The 15,403-nt window shown below is 65.5% G+C and carries 8 protein-coding genes and 1 pseudogene; 8 read left to right on the top strand and 1 reads right to left on the bottom strand.

The window, feature by feature from the left end; all coding sequences use genetic code 11:
* The first annotated feature begins 2 nt into the window (after window positions 1-2).
* The 6 genes and pseudogenes from ACGFZK_RS35410 to ACGFZK_RS35385 all read left to right on the top strand — a co-directional run bounded on the left by ACGFZK_RS35410 (window position 3) and on the right by ACGFZK_RS35385 (window position 6,224).
* Window positions 3-2,129: a hypothetical protein gene (locus tag ACGFZK_RS35410; protein WP_393852938.1), complete on the top strand. Its 2,127-nt coding sequence runs from the start codon at window positions 3-5 to the stop codon at window positions 2,127-2,129.
* Complete coding sequence (locus ACGFZK_RS35405) at window positions 2,129-2,836, top strand: helix-turn-helix domain containing protein (RefSeq protein WP_393852937.1); 708 nt, start codon at window positions 2,129-2,131, stop codon at window positions 2,834-2,836. Before ACGFZK_RS35410 ends, ACGFZK_RS35405 begins: the two co-directional genes overlap by 1 nt.
* Before the next feature lie 749 nt (window positions 2,837-3,585).
* Window positions 3,586-4,231: pseudogene (locus ACGFZK_RS35400) on the top strand (restriction endonuclease).
* A 258-nt stretch (window positions 4,232-4,489) separates the two neighbouring features.
* On the top strand, window positions 4,490-4,729 hold the full coding sequence (locus ACGFZK_RS35395; RefSeq protein WP_393852936.1) for a hypothetical protein: 240 nt from the start codon (window positions 4,490-4,492) through the stop codon (window positions 4,727-4,729).
* 5 nt (window positions 4,730-4,734) lie between these two features.
* Window positions 4,735-5,415 (top strand): hypothetical protein, encoded by a 681-nt coding sequence (locus ACGFZK_RS35390; protein WP_393852935.1) that lies wholly within the window; start codon window positions 4,735-4,737, stop codon window positions 5,413-5,415.
* Window positions 5,349-6,224 carry a PQQ-binding-like beta-propeller repeat protein gene (locus ACGFZK_RS35385; RefSeq protein ID WP_393852934.1) on the top strand — a complete coding sequence of 292 codons (876 nt, stop codon included), beginning with the start codon at window positions 5,349-5,351 and terminating at the stop codon, window positions 6,222-6,224. The genes ACGFZK_RS35390 and ACGFZK_RS35385 overlap by 67 nt, the downstream gene beginning before the upstream one ends.
* 1,168 nt (window positions 6,225-7,392) lie before the next feature.
* On the opposite strand, the gene ACGFZK_RS35380 is transcribed toward ACGFZK_RS35385, so the two are convergent.
* Window positions 7,393-11,706, bottom strand: a complete 4,314-nt coding sequence (locus tag ACGFZK_RS35380; protein ID WP_393852933.1) for a hypothetical protein — start codon at window positions 11,704-11,706, stop codon at window positions 7,393-7,395.
* Window positions 11,707-13,935: 2,229 nt separating this feature from the next.
* Between ACGFZK_RS35380 and ACGFZK_RS35375 the strand changes: the two genes are divergently transcribed.
* Together ACGFZK_RS35375 and ACGFZK_RS35370 are read left to right on the top strand one after the other, a co-directional pair.
* On the top strand, window positions 13,936-14,694 hold the full coding sequence (locus ACGFZK_RS35375) for a hypothetical protein (protein WP_393852932.1): 759 nt from the start codon (window positions 13,936-13,938) through the stop codon (window positions 14,692-14,694).
* Window positions 14,695-14,709: 15 nt separating this feature from the next.
* Window positions 14,710-15,207 (top strand): hypothetical protein, encoded by a 498-nt coding sequence (locus ACGFZK_RS35370; RefSeq protein ID WP_393852931.1) that lies wholly within the window; start codon window positions 14,710-14,712, stop codon window positions 15,205-15,207.
* The last annotated feature ends 196 nt before the right edge of the window (window positions 15,208-15,403 follow it).

Raw genomic sequence — 15,403 nt, 5'->3', positions numbered from 1 at the left:
TGATGGACGCCAAGACCTACACCGCTGCTCTAGGTGAGTTGCGTGTGCTGCGGGACGACATCAAGAAGGCGCAAGCGGCGCTGGCCCGACTCGAAGCCGAACGCGACAAGAAGATCACCGCGCTGGCCGAGTACGAGAAGGCAAAGGCCGAGCGGATCGCGCCGGCCGCGGGGCTGAGTCTGGCCGAGGTCGTCGCCCTGGTTCCGGCGCTGGCCCCAGCCACCCTCGCCGCCGAGCCCGCGCATACCGTGCCGGAGCAGCCTGCCGTGGTGGCGGCGCCCGCGCCCGTGCAGGCTCCGGAGGCAACCGAGGAGGATGAAGTACCCGGCGCCCTCGCGCCCGCGCTGACACCCCGGATTGCCGCCCCCGAGCCGCCGACCGTCGAACCAGTGCCACCGCCAGCCGCCACCTCCGCGCCCCCGCCGGCCATCGCGGAACGCGAGCGCGCCCTGCCCTCGATCCCCGAAGGCCCCGAGGGCGACAGCTGGTTCACTCACACCCCGAACCTGGCCTCCACTCACCCCAACTTCACCCAGCAGGCCCGCTCCACCGTCTTCCTCGACGCCGCCACCGGCACCCTGGTCCACCGCGACCGGATCCTCCAGCTCGCCCTCGGCCACGGCTCGGTGGGGGAGATCCTCACCGCCGTCTTCCACGCCGTACCCGAAGGTGTCGAGCGGATCTACATCACCGCCGGCGACCCCTGGCACCGCGACACCGACCGCCACCCCTACCTCAAGGACGCGGTGGCCGCCTGGCTGAACGCCCCCGCCCCCGGCTGGCGTACCGACACCGGCCGCGGCAAGGACCGCCTGGCCGGCCACTTCGTCCACCCCCGCAACCCTGTCGGCCGCTACCAGCGCGACAACAGCGAACAGCACGTCGAAATCCGCTCCGCGGGGGAGTGGTTCGACACCACCGACATCGCGCCCGCCATCGTCCGCGACGCGTTCGTCCTGTTGTGGACCACCCTGCGCGCCCACTGGCCCGACGCCGTCATCATGGGATCCCCCTCGCAGACCGGCCGCGACCTGTGGACCCGCACCATTCCCGAACGCGGCCAGTTCGCCGACGGTTACCCCGTCCTGTCCGAAGAGCTCCGAGGCCTGCTCCACGCCACCGCCGGACAGGGCCGCACCGAGCTGATCACCCCACCGCGCGTCCCCGAGCAGCTGTCCGCCCTGGTCGAGTACGACCGCACCTTCGCCTACGCCAAGCACACCTGGAAGTCCGGAGTCGGCACCCCCCGCCGCGTCACCGCGACCACCTTCGCCACCTGGTCCGAGAAGGACCAGACGAAAGCCCTCTTCGGCTGCGGACACTGGCACGTCCGCGTCACCGTCCCCACCGGCTGGAACCACGTCGGGATCCTGCCCGCACCCGCCCCAGGCGACCGGGCCTGGCACTACCCCTCCACCCCCGGCACCACGTTCACCACCTGGGCCGGCGGCCCCGAGATCTACACCGCCCTCGCCAACCCCATCCAGCCCTGGAAGATCGAAATCCTCGACGGACTGCTGTTCGACGACGGCAAGCCCCTCGACGACTGGTCGAAGAAACTCAAAGAAGCCTGGTCCCGCCTCGCGGCCCAAGCCCAGCTCCACGGCGACCCCGCCCAGCGCACCGCCGCCCACCTCGCCTCCCGCGCCGTACGCGCCATCCTCCTCTACGGCATCGGCTCCTTCGCCCAGCGCCCCCGCATGGTCACCGGAACCACCCCCCGCACCATGGAACGCGACGTCCCCACCGACGCCGAAATCATCGCCTTCGACCACGACCACATCACCTGGCAGCGCCCCACCGGCTTCGCCCGCGACCCCTACGCCCACCCCGAATGGGCCGCCGGCATCTGGTCCGGAGCCCGAGCCGCCCTGCTCTCCCAACGCATGCGCGCCGACAACACCTTCGTCGGCGCACTCCACACCCAGCCCGGCAGCGTCGTCGCCTTCCGCACCGACGCCCTCTACCTCACCGCCCCCCAGAACTGGCCCCACCACAACCAGCCCGGCGACTACCTCAACAAAGGCCACCTCACCGGCCCCATCCCCGCCCCCACCACCGAAGACGAACTCCTCACCCTGCGCGACGCCGGACGCGCCGCCCTCACCCCAAACCCCGAGCAGGCCTGATGCCGCCCCGCCGCCGCAGCACCCCACGCCCCGCCAACGAAGCAGCCCGCCTCACCGACCAACTCCAGGCTGCGGGCCTCACCAAACGCGACATCGCCCGCATCATCAACCGCGACCCGTCCCTGGTCTCGCAGTTCTACACGCGCGGCAAAGGAGCCGCCTTCATCCCCGCCCTGACCCACGCCCTGGAAGCCATCCAAGCCGGCATCAGCGACATCCCCGCCCTCGCCGCCCTCGCCGCCCCCCACATCACCCGCCGCACCACCGCATCCGGCGCCCGTGCCCGCGTCCGCAGCAAAGCAGTACTGATCACCCCCAGCGGAAGCGGCACCGGCCGAGTCAGCACCCAGGCCATCGCCTCAGGCTCCACCCGCCTGCGCCCCCTCATCGCCGAAGCCGCCCAGCGCGGACTGCGGCTGGCCTTCACCGTCCGCCTCCACAAGGCCGACTACGTACACCCCTCCGGCAGCCGCACCGACTCACCCGGTATCCGCCGCGACACCATCCAGCGCCCTGGCCAAAGCGAGGAACGCTCCTACGGCTCCGCCGCCACCGGCGGGTTCGACGCCGCCGACTTTGCTCGCCGTGTGGACGCCACAGGCGGGGATGTCACCGCAGCCGTCCACCAGTGGCTCGTGGAAACAGGCCGCATCCACCCCCACGCCCACATCACCCACCTCGAGATCCGCACCTGGCGCCCACGCTAACCAGCACGCTGGACCTGCTGGCCTCTTCAGCGCGTCCCTGCGTGAGCTGCCGCCTTCACGACCAGCCTGCCAGGCCCCGCGGCCGCGGCTAGAGCTCCGGCTGCGTGGCCAGGAGAGGCTCCGGCGCATTTCGGAGCCCAGCGCGATCCCCAATTTTCGCCATTCCTCACCGACGTAGGGAGCCTCGTCCTAGTAGGTCAGGGGTCTTCGGCGACAGTGTCACTCGCATACCCACACGTAGCGAGGACGGCAGTTCGGGACGCGATGTCGCATGTCTGCGGAGGTCAGCGACTCAAGCTGCCGGTAGAGACAACCAGACAGGTGCTGTTGTTGTGCTGGCTTGATGGTGGCCTGGCTGGACTTGCTGTCGTGATGATCCATCAGTTTCTGTCAGAGCCCGCTGCTACACAAACCTCTGAGGGATGGGCGGCGACCGCGGCCCAGCCAGGGGAGGGGACAGCATGTCGAAGGTTCCGGACGGCTTCCACCGTGTACGCGCACACATCCGACGTAATCCGAGGCCCAAGAGCGCTACGCGGATGAGCGGATGGATGATTGCCGGGCTGCTGACCGGTGCCTGGTTGTGGGGGCAGGTCTTCGGATTCGGCGAGACCACCGCCACCACACCACCACACCACCGGCGGACCCGCAGCCAGCGGTCTCCACCCCCGCCGTGCGCTGATGGTCGCAAACGGTCGGCCCTGCGGATACGCGGCCCGCGCGGGGCCGCCGAAGTCACCTCTGCCGCCATAGTGGCGCTCGCCGTGCTTGTCCTGGCCGTCCGGATGGCCGGCCTTGCCTTCAGCACGCTGAAGGACGCCTGGCCTGCCGTACTGGCCCTCATCCTGATAGCAGGAGCCGTCACCGCGTGGCGGACCGCCCAGGCCGCAGCTATACGACGCCGCGATGCCGAGAGACTGGCTTCCCTGACGATCACCCTCTCTGGAGCAGGCCCGCTCGGCGGCGGCGCTGCCGAACTCGACGCCATGGACGACAGGCAGTTCGAGTACGCGCTGCGGGACCTTCTCGTCCGTGACGGATGGCCGGCTCGCCGTGTGGGCGGCGGTGGAGATCAGGCCGCCGATGTCATCGCAGACCACCCGCAACGCGGCCGCATTGTCGTGCAGGCCAAGCACACGCGCGTTGGAGGGAAAGTGGGCTCATCGGTGATGTACATCGTGAAAGGGACTGCCGGCCCCGCCCACCGAGCCGACCACGCCGTTGTCGTTACCAACTGCCATCACCCGCGATGCCATCACCTGGGGCGACCAGCACGGCGTCCGCTGGGTCGACCGGGCAGAACTACGACGCTGGGCAGAGGGAGGCAACGCGCTGCATGAGATCCTCGGACTGCCAGTCCGCGTCCGTAAAACACCGTTCAGACGCGCCGCATGACCGCCCCCATTTCAAGGACCAGGGGCAAGATACGAGACGCCCTAGCTAGTGTGTGCGGGCCCCCGTCCCGGCCATGGGCGCGGTGGGGTCGGCGACGCGCCTCGTCCGCGCTGGCCTCGCCGCGTAGCGGGCGCCCAATCCCGCCGCGGTCGAAATCCGTTGGCGGGCGGGCGGAGGAGCGGGTGATCATGGACTGCCGCCGTCCCCTGCCCGGGACGGCGGCGTTTTCGTGTGCCGCTGTCGCCTGGAGGGACCCGTATGCCCCGTGTGACCCCTGTGCCGACCGTCCGACGGGTGCTCGGCGGTGGGCCGTTCGCCGAGATCGGGGAGCCTTCGGTCGCTGTCCCCGACGACCGCTCGGGGCTGGTCGCGGTGGGCGGGGACGTGGGGTCGGTGCAGTGGAGCGGCAACGGGACCGCGGACGACGGGTGGGGCGGTCACCGGATCGGCGTCTACGAGCCGGACGTGCTGCGGTGCCGGCACCTGCTGCGCTCCTGAAGCCCGTGCGGTCGCTGGCGTTCCATCCCGTCCTGCCCCTGCTGGCCGTCGGCACGGGGAGCTACGACGGCGGCTACTGCTTCGAGGGCGAGCTGCTCCTGGTCCACCTGGACACCGGTGAGGTCGTCTCCGCCCTGAAGCACGAGCGGGAGGTGCTCGACGTCGCCTGGCCCAGCTGGACCGAACTGCGCATGGTGCTGGCCCCGCCCGACGACTGGGTGGACCCGGGGGCGCGGGAGCAGGGCCACACCGCCGTGGTCTCCCGCGCGGACTGGGGCGTGGTCGGCGCGCGGGACATCCGCGCGGAGGAGGTGGACGTGCCCGTGGCGCCGTACGCCCGGCCGGACCGCGCACCGCGGGCCCGCCGGCTGCTGGCGAAGCTCGCGGGCGCGGTCGGCCTGGACTGGGCGGTGCGGCGGCGGGTGTGGGCCGTCGAGGGTCTGGCGGACGGCCGGGTGCTGGCCGCGCTCGACGGGGTCCTCGCGGAGTCGTGGCTGCCGTCGGGGCAACGGCAGTGGGCGGTCGGGGATGAGGAGGGCGGCCGCCAGCTGGTGCCGGCGTCCGACGGGGCGTCCGTGTGGACCAATGCCGAGCGGCGCGGCCGCCGTACGCGGACGGGGTGGAGACGTCCGCGCCCCGGGTGGCCCGGATCGACCTGGACACGGGACGGGTGCTGGAGACCGTGAGCGCGGGCGAGTACGCGGTTCTCGTCGCGGGCGGCAGGAAGCGGCTGGTCCTGCGGCTGGTGGAGGAACCCCGAAAGGCCGACTGGCGGCTGCTGATGTTCGAGCTGGACGGAACGGCCGCCGAGGGCCCGGAGGTCAGGGGCTTCGACCTGTTCAACCACCCGTTCCCGATGCGCCGTTCGAGCCGCCCGTATGCGCTGGTGGGTACCGATCCGGAGTGGGCGCACCGGGGCCTGTGGGTCGCCGCCGTGGGCGCGGACGGGACGCTGCGTCCGCTCTTCCCGCACAGCTGGGTGCCGCAGGAGCACCACTTCGGGGGTCCGGCGGTCGAGATCGGGGAGTCCATGGTCTACGCGGGCTCCGTTTACGAGCCGCAGGGGCACGGCCCTGGCGGCTCGTACATCGTACGGCGTTCCCTGGACGGCGCGGTGCTGTGGGAGCACCGCGCCGACCACCCCGCGACGGCGCTGGACTCGGACGGCGAGGCGGTCTACGCGACAGACAACTCCGGAGCCCTGACTGCCCTGGACGCCGCGACGGGCGTGGTGCTCTGGCGGACCGCGGCCTCAACTTTCCTGCCGCACGAAAACGATCGGAACCGATGGATGCCGATCGATTCCCGTCTGCTCCCGCCCGGTTCTGGGTGCGCGACCCGCACGCCCGGACGATCCGCCAGGTCGGCCCCGGAGCTCAGCCGGGGCCGCCGCCGGGGCGGCCACACCGACCGAGCGCACCGCACGGGTGCGCCACGGCGGCTCCCAGCGCGGTGGTGGCGCCGTAGGGGCAGCCCTGGGCGGCCCGGCCGCTGACCGGGAGGCGAGCAGCTGATTCCGACGAAGTCCAGATAAGAGATAGCGTGAGGAAGTAGGTTGAGGGTGAGCCCCACTAACGGCACGACCCCTAAATCTGAATTGCCATCTTATCGGCGAAGGATGAAAAAGGGTTGGAAATTTAACCTCAGCAAGGAGCTTTAGATGCCTGAGATCTCAGTGGCCGAGGAGTGGGAAATGTTTCGCGCCTGGCTGGAAATTAATGCTCCAGGAACGCTCCTCTCCCTGAACCCGCCTGCCAGCGAAAGCGAGATCGAGAGGCTTAGCGGAAATGGATATTCTATACACCCAGACTTGCTGGCCCTTCTCTGTTGCCACAATGGAGCCCCCCCTGTCACACGAGGAGGTTCGCCTTCGGCCTATCTCCCCGGGGGATACTCCCTTAAGAAGGTCGATCAAATCCTGATTGGACGCTCCGTCATGCTGGAGGGCATAGAGTGCGAGCGCCGACGAGGTACGCTAGTGGACAATTATGGCCTCACCTGCCATACGGATTGGCTACCCATTGCCAGTGACTCAGCTGGAGGCCAACTGTTCCTGGACAATCGCAAGGGCCCACTGCTCGGTTCCGTACTGGCCTATGACGACGGGCGTTTGCAGTACCAGCCAAAGTGGCCCTCGTTGCGGAGCATGCTGCGTGAAATGAATTCTTCCGTCAGGGGGCGCGGTAATGCCGGAGGGCTGAAGCCGCGAGTGCGGCCCGGCGAACTAACCATCGAGTGGTATGATCCGCGATTTCCTTAGATTTCACGCACTGATTTGAACGCAATTTCAGAGTCTTTGGGGGTTCGTCCCCTACCCAGCTTCGTCCTCGTTCTGCCGCTGGCCAGATCTCCGCATGCCCGGGGAGAAACCCGCCAGCCCGACTGCCTCGCCCCGGTCCGGGCTCGCCGGGGGTTCAGGAATATCCGTGCCCACTTGCTCTGCCCGGCCCGTGTTTCTCAATGGACAAGAACCGGTCCCGTGGACGTCTCTCGGCTCGAAGAACCGGAGACCCGCCACCTGCTATCGCCGGTGAAACCGTCCCAACTCCCCGAGGCCCTTAGGCAATCGACAGGCCCAGAAAACCTTGGTAGGTAAGGAACAAGCTCAAAAAACCATCCAGGGGGGCGCGTCGACTGACGCGCCCCCCTGTAATCAAACCTCTTTACGGGATGGTGCAGACTTGAGTTGTGCTGCATCCCTCATATCGAGGCGATTCGAAGTAGAACCCATCGTCGTGCAGCATGCGGTTTGCCAGGTAGAAATTTCCCAGGTCGGAGCCGGCGGCTTCGTTCTGAATTCCAGGGATTGCCGCGCGGCCACATTTCTGAGGCCAGGTGGTACCGGACAGTGCAGCGTAGCGACCGTCCGCGTTGAGCATCCATTTTCCATTCACGGGCTTAGCGAACAGTTGCACGCACGGCTTTCCGTTCGTGTAAATCTGGCCGCCACTCTCCTTGGTGCGAGCAAATGGGAATTCATCGCACTGAATCCCTCTTGAGTCGCCGAGGGCATCCGGGTGGGCGGACCATGGTTCAAGATTCGCCGACACGCCTCGATCGCAAACCCGCCGTCGATTTTCGGCGGCAGTCGGCCCGTCGGCTTCTCGATGTAGCGGCGACTTTTCCTTGCGGCTTCCAGGGTGGGAAGCGAGTTTTTCGCGGAGCAGCCAGTAGTATGCCGCAGCTACTGGATAGCGATGGTCGTCCAGCTTCCAAACCGGCTTATGGCCAGACATGACACACGCGGGTGCCGCGGACATTCTGCTGTCGCACCGAACCTGCCCAAGTGGCACTGTTTGCCATGCGGCTCCTTCGATTTCGTCCGGCTTGTATCCCGGAATTGTGAATTTTACTGATGCGTTCAGGTCGAAAAAATTGACCGCATCAGTGGCACCGTTTGTCCATTGGACGCTGGCGAATGCACTGGCTTTGTGTCGATCGGTGCGGCCGAACCACGTATCCCCTTCGGGCCAATTCGAGACCGTCGGAGTGTTGCAGACTGCGACAGTGCAGGAGATCTCGAGACCGTTTGCCGAGATTCTGTCTATCTCACCCTGTACGTCAAAAAGCTCCAAAGTGACTTTTGTGTTGAATCCGTTCGAGAAGCCGCCGCCACCTTCTGCTGCGCGGCGGGGAATCTTTATTTCTTGTAGAAGGTGGAACGAAACCGTTCCCACGAGTCTCGGCGTGCTGCTGCTCCGATCCCAAGCTTGGGCGAGAATGTCTCGCTTATAGCAGGCGTCGAATCGCGTCACGCTGTACGGTTTAGAGGTTGTCTCGCACCGCGGAATGAGTGGGCTCCATGCGGTGGTTGCTGAGGGGCTGAGGGTCTTTGCAGAATTGGGCGGCGTGTAGGAACCGCGGTCCACAACCTGAACGCAGGTGAACTTCCCCTGCGAATTCGGGCTCTGGCACCGAGGAGCAGAAGAACCCGAACCACGCAGCTGAGGGCCGCTGGAATCATATTCTTCTGGAATGTCGTATGAAAAATCCGGAAGAGAGTTCGGGTTGGGCTCCGGGAGAGCTATCTGCGGCAGGGGGCTATAATTGCTCGGGGCGAACGCCACTGCGTCGTATGCCAGGTCGAGGTCTCCTGTGGCGCTCTGGACCGTAGTCGACAGTCGCACCGCCAATCTGTCGCCAAAATCGTAGTATCCAAGGGAAACCCATCGGTTACCAGAGCCCTTTTGGTTTATTGTCTTGGCTTGAGTTCCCCAGCGTGTCTCGATTTCATATGTGGCCTGCGACTCTTGCGCTCCATGATCGGGCAAGTGTATGAAAACCTCACGCTGCCCAATTGGCTGATCTGTTATCTGCCATGTCCCGGTGACCTTCATGCGATTTCCGGCCTCGTCGCCGTTCCTGGTATGCGCGAACCAGAAGTGGCCGCCGTAGCCGGCGCCAAGCTGCTGGAAATCGATTCTTGCGCTTGGTGTGGCGAAGTCAAGGGAGAACGTTCCGCTGTTGGCCTTGGGCTGGGTGCAGCCCGGGCGTGAGATGGGCGTACCGTCGGGAACGTCGTCCACGATGAGTGCGTTGGCGGGCAGGCCTTGGGTGGTGCAGTTGGGCGGGTACGCGGTGCCGTCCGCCTCTTCCTTGTAAGTGGCAGGGAAGCGTATAACTTCGTTGCCGCACTCCCCGAGGGCGCACTCCTTCCACTTGGCCGGCTGGTTCCACCAGCACTTGAGGTCGTCGCGGGTACAGGCGCCGAGCCCAGGCTTATTCTGGTCGTTCGGGCCTATCTTGCTGGGGTCACAGCTGTTCGCGGCGGTGCAGAACAGACTCTCGGCCGGCTTGACTTTGGACTTCAGTGCGTCGCTGTTCCACCAGGCGGGTCGGAACCCCGCGACCATTGTGCCCGGGGACTCCAATGCCGAGAGGGGGCGGGCCGCCCAACCGAGGACCTTTTCCTGGTAGGGCCAGTCCTGGGGGTGCTTGGCGTGCGAGTAGTCGTTGCTGCCGGGTAACGGTCCCTCGAGGAAGGGGGCTCGATTGGCCCTCCACAGCGGGTTGGCAGGGTTGTTGGTGAACCCCACACCCCACAGCCCGCCGTTGTTCCCGGCCGCGGCCTTCGGGTAATAGCCGGAGTTGTAGGCCCAGAGGGCGAAGAACCAGTTCTCGAGATACTTGGGATCGCCGTTGTTGACGATCAGCCCGTCCTGGTTGGTGACGTTCCACTTGTCGGCCAAGACCCGCTGGCCAGCGGCGACGTTCGCGGTGTAGTCGAGCGCCGCAGCCTCCTGCTGCAGCGTGCTCAGCGTGGCCACCGTGCCGGGCTTTTCCCTGCCGTGCATGCGCATGCCATCGGTGATCTGAGTGATGCCGTAGCCGCAGTCGGCGTCGGCCCAGTTGATGCCCCACGGGTCATTCTGCTGACCGTCGGCCGCGTACTTGATGCCGTAGTAGTTGCCGATCAGCGGGTTCCCGGTGACACCGGGTACGACCACGCGGGAAGCCTGCCACATGTTGGATTCCTGGGCGGTGACGCCCAGCAGAACCTGTGCCGGTATGCGGCCTCCGCTGTTGAGGCCGACGCGGGGAAACAGGGTCTGCGGCTGATAGGCGGACATTCCCAGGTTCTTCCAGTTCGCCGGCCGGGAGACGTGCTGGTCCAGAGTCCCGTTGACGGCCTGGTCGACCGCCCACTCCACCTGGCGGGGCTTGGGCTGCATGACCTGCTTGGCCGGGTCGTTGCGCGCCACCGCGCAGTAGCGCTCGTTCTCGACTGTCGAGTCGGCGGCCATTGGCACGGCGAGCGCGGAGCCGGCGCGTGCGGAGGACTGCGTCGGCGCGCCCAGGACCGGCGAGGGAGTCGTTCCCGTGGCGGCGCTGGCGTCGGGCGCCTTTGGAGTGACGGTAAAGGTGGCGTCCTTACCGGTGGCAAGGACTTTAAGGCTGATCTGCGCGGTATTGGCGGTCAGGTCCTGCTGCTTACGTGGGTCGCCCTGGCCAGCCGCGGCCACCTTGGTGACCAGCGCCTTGGCGCCTGTCGTGGCCTGGGACTCCTTGGGAACGTCCGGGCGGCGCTGGACTGTCTTGGGCAGGGGGTCCGCAGCCTGGGTCTGGCCCGTGATGAAGACGGTACCGTTGGCACTGCTGGACAGGTCCATCTTCGTCAGCGCACCGCGCGCCAAGACGGCTTGCTTGGTCTTGCCAGCGTTGCCACGGACGATGTCAGCTGCGGTGATTCGCTTGACTTCGGCTTTGTCCGTGGAGCCGGCGGGGCGGTCCAGGTAGACGAGGCCGCCTTCGGCATCGGCCTTGAGCCCGAAGGGCACCTGTCCGGTGCTGGCGAGGGCGGTGCGTTTACCCTGCTGGTCGATGCGGGTGAGGCGTGCGGAGTCCGCCGCAACGATGTCATTCCCGACCGGGATGGCGGAGGTGACCTGGCCAGCCAACTCGGTGGTCCGGGTGACTTTCGCCGCTGCGGTGTCCACGGTGAGCAGGCGAGTCTGGTTCTTGGTGTCACCGCCGGCCTGGGTTAGGACAGCCGTCTCACCGATGCCGCAACCTGGGCTGAAGTAGGCGAGCGAGGCCTGACGGTCCAGCTTCGTGACTGCACCGGACTCCAGATCCACCACTGCGGTGAACGCGCCCCGCGCCATGAGCTCGGGCTTGTTGGTGAACGTGCGCGGCGCGTAGGCGATCATGGCCCGCTTGCCCGACCCGGTGACACAGGCATTGCCGATCCACATATCGGCGTCGAAACCGGGTTCGGCGAGCGTCGCGGCCGTCCGCCAGCCGTAGCCAACCTTCTGGTCGGCGACCAGAAGGTGGAACCCGGCGGAGTCACCGCTGGTGGTCCAGGCCCGGTCCGTCGAGGCTTTCCAGCCCTTGCCCAGGACCTTCTCGCGGTCGGTGGGCGAGATCTGGGAGGGGTCCGTGGCGGCAGCGCCAGCGGCATCCGGCTTCGCCCATGCCTGCCCTTGGAGCAGGCCGCATAACAGTGCGGTACTCACGAGCGCCGCTGCTGACACACGGCGCCTCCTTACACGAGGTCTCAAGGGAGATCTCCTTGGTCGGCGGATACGGGACTCGCCGCGCAAGACCACCCGGATGCGGGTCTGATGGAGACGTGGCCATGCATCGTGGACGGCTTCGCGAGCGAAGAATTAGGTGGTACAGAGCGCCTTGGTGGCGGCGTGCTGGCTGGGGCCAAAGCACGTCACAGGAGCGTCATCTGGCTGGAGTTGGCTGCTACCTGCGCGCGGTGCCCGACGCGCGGGGTTCCTGGGACGGACATAAAATTGCCGCGCCCTATCTTGATCGACGCATGGAATTTTCCGTGCACATTTGCGTCAACTCGATTGGCGAAAAAGACGCCGATTACCCTGCTAGATTGGGGAATTAAATCAAAGCGTCGAGCATTCGCGATATGGCTGTCGGGACTGGGATTTGGATACCGAGGAAGACGCCTGCGCGCAAACGCGCCCATCGCGCGTCGGAACCACTCTCAAGCCCCCTCCCCGTTAGATCCTTAATCCGATTAGACCATGTCTAAATTCGGGATGAACCAGAAAATCGGCCAGTTTTTTGATCATTTCCACTTTGGAGAGTGATGGACCCGGCCGAAAATGACTGCAACACGTGCCTGGAATGGCCCCAAGGCCATCAAGGCCAACGGCACTCTCAACACCGACCAGCGGCGCGCGGCCTGTTGGGCTCGGCCCGGCCTGGGGCCTCGGTTGTTCCTGACGCATGAAGCTCAGGGCGGCATCCTGGGAAGCCCGCCAGGAGGCGATGGCACCGCAGATGACGGGCGCCCTCTAGCTGTCGTCCGCCAGGCTGAAGGAGCCGGGTGCAGGTACGGGCGTGTTGTCAGCGGTGGCCCGCACACTGATCCCATGACCTCGCGAACGCGGTCGCCGGATGGAGCGAGAACGAACTACTGACGCTTCCGTAGGCCGACGTCTACGAGGCGCTCAGGGAACGGTTCGCCCGGCCGTCCCACGGAACCGATCGCCACATCCACATTACGAAGAGCCTCCCGACCTGCGGAAAGGCCGGTGGTCATGCCCCTAATCAGCGGTCTGTCGATGCCTCCGGAGCCGGTGACACCACCCCCCCAAGACATGCGATCGACAGGGGGAGAAAGTCATGCCAACTCCGGAGGTCGGGCGCCCCGTTGCGGGGCAACCAAAACGGTAGGGGGGGGTACGGCGCCGAACTGGGTCGGTGGCGACCTCCGGTGCGAGGGAGCGCCTGAGTGCGAGATCTTTGGCGGCCTCAGCTGGACGCCCGTTCCCATCCCGAGGCACGACACCGGGGACCGCAGCCCTGGGGCCGGGATCCGTAGCGTGCCGAAGGGCCGCCACCCTGGCAGGGCGCGGAGGCCTTCGGCCAGCTTGCCTTACGAGGCGGGGGAGGGAACTCCACATGCGTGCCGCCGCAGCCGGCCGCGATGTCGAGCAACTGGTCCCGCTCCACCCCGTCGACCGCGAGGCCCCAACGGATCTTGGTGGCGGTCCACTCGGCGCCGTACCGGCCCAGGGCATCCGGGGCCCCCAGCAGCCACTCCGCCGGGTCCCGGTCGGCCTTCGACCGATTCGAGCGGGCCGTGACTGCGACCAGAAAGGTCTGCGAAGTTAGGCATAGAGGCTCCTTGCGGCACAGTCATTAAAACGCGCCGTCAGATTCCGGCCAGGTGACTCGGTTGTCGCTTCGTCACAGCTCTGCGCGCTGCAAGAAGAAAGCGCAGGCAGTGCCCGCACGACCGCCGATCCAATTGCCGACAGAACGTCCAGCCACTGTCTCTAGGCTGTTGGTTTCGCTAGACTTCGGGACAGGAGTGCCGCATCGGGGGGAGTATGTCGCTTATGCGACAAATGTAGCGTGGTTTGATTCACGTATGCGCCCGGGGTGGGGATTTCGGAGCGTCGGGGCGCAGGCGGCATTCATCATCAAGTTCTATCACCATGTCTCGATTCCCCCTCGTGATGCTTCCAGTATCCGGGTTACCTCGGCCAATGAAGCCATTCTCTCAATGGCATCGCGCGAGGCCGTCTGCGGCGGAACGGACACACAGAGATGAGGTTGCGTTGAGCAAATATATACGGATTGCTGTCGGTGTCGCGGCGATAGGGCTTCTGACAGCATGCGGAACGGCTACCCAAGGGCAGTCTTTAGATGTGGGCGAAGTGGCAGCGCCCCCTCGGATTTCATTGAACTCCATACCTGCGGCGCCGACCAAGGGTTTAACGAAGGGTATGACCCTTCCCCTCGACGGATATTCCACCAATCCGCGCGATCAGTACGCCTGGCAGGTCGCAACGCAGGATCAGTGGCGAACCTGTATGGACCGCTACGGATTTAAGAAGTTCGGACCCCCTGAGCCGCCACTAGAGGTAGCTGTCGGTGCTGCGGATGCCGACATGGGTCGACGCTATGGAATTTCAGATCCAGAAGCCGCTAAAACGCGGGGTTACCATCTCCCGGAGACCCCAGAGTCGTCGCGCTGGGAACCCGCAAAGGGCGCCGAGGAAGCTGTTTTCACTGGAATCGGACCGGACGTAGCCGGCGGCACTTACAAAGGTCAGAAGATCCCCGATGGCGGCTGCCGAGGGGAAGTGAAGCGCCTCCTCCCCATGCCTCAAACGCCTACCGTCGCCGACGCCGAAAGCCGTGCCTTCTTGGCAGCGAAGGGCGACGAGTTCGTCAAGGCGAAAATTGCCCAGTGGTCCGACTGTATGAAGAAGCGTGGATTCGACATCAAATCGCCCATCGACGATATCTCAACTCTCGGGGTAGATGTAAATTCCCAGACGCCGAGCGCTCGCGAAATTGAGGTCGCGGTAGCCGACGTCGAATGCAAGGTTGACACGAAACTTGTGGACCTCTGGCACAAGAACGAAGAATCAAAGCAGCAGCAAGAGATTGCGAAGGATGCCTCAGCTCTCGCAGGAGAGCGAGAAAGTAAGAATAACGTGGTCAGCAAGGCTGCACAGGCATACGGGGCGCGGGGCTAACAAATGATTTCGAGAATGCTGCGCGCGTCGTTCGCTGGCCTCCTTGCTTTTTCTGTCGCATTCTTCGTAGCCCCCAATGCTCAGGCTGCGACGACGTACTCCGCCGACGAGTGCACCTCCGCCAACAACAGCTACTGCTTTGCGTTGTATTACGACAGTCGTGGCGAGCAGACGTGGTACGCGACAAGTTCGTGCTTTGTGACCAACAGGAGCATACCGGACCATTCAGGATATTCACCCAACGGTGCGATATTCGCACGCTTCGTCTTCGACGCTGGCTTGATGTCCAACCTCTACAACACCTGTAGAGGTGCTTCCGGTTCTAACCGGACGCTGAAGAATGCGTCAGCTTCTGCATCGAATGGGGAATGCTCTGCAAGCTATAGGGTCTACTACAACTCCGGCTATGGCGGACTTAGTCAGACATTCCTGCCGAACTGCGGCGAATACTGGCCCGCAGAAAACTTGCTCGCCGCACTGAAGAATGAAAATGCGTCTAACGTGCGGTATTGAGCGCGGGGGGAATTCCGCAGTTATCTCAGTAAAAGCGGATAGGGGAAGTCGCAACTGCTAAAAAGCGACTGAAATAACCCGCGCGGCCGATCCTGTTGCGATCTCGCCATCACGGGAGAGCCTTCATGTTCCGTGGAGGAGCTCACTCTCTGTCCGGAGACACAGTTGATGCATAGGCCTTGATGGCCCCCGCTCT

This window comes from Streptomyces sp. NPDC048257, assembly GCF_043201855.1.
GTDB lineage: Bacteria > Actinomycetota > Actinomycetes > Streptomycetales > Streptomycetaceae > Streptomyces.
This window is presented reverse-complemented; position numbering and strand designations above follow the sequence as displayed.

Bases quoted from the DNA above. Each gene is read 5' to 3' on its own strand.
- ACGFZK_RS35410 (WP_393852938.1), top strand. From the start codon at position 3: ATGGACGCCAAGACCTACACCGCTGCTCTAGGTGAGTTGCGTGTGCTG.
- ACGFZK_RS35405 (WP_393852937.1), top strand. From the start codon at position 2,129: ATGCCGCCCCGCCGCCGCAGCACCCCACGCCCCGCCAACGAAGCAGCC.
- ACGFZK_RS35395 (WP_393852936.1), top strand. From the start codon at position 4,490: ATGCCCCGTGTGACCCCTGTGCCGACCGTCCGACGGGTGCTCGGCGGT.
- ACGFZK_RS35375 (WP_393852932.1), top strand. From the start codon at position 13,936: ATGACCCTTCCCCTCGACGGATATTCCACCAATCCGCGCGATCAGTAC.
- ACGFZK_RS35370 (WP_393852931.1), top strand. From the start codon at position 14,710: ATGCTGCGCGCGTCGTTCGCTGGCCTCCTTGCTTTTTCTGTCGCATTC.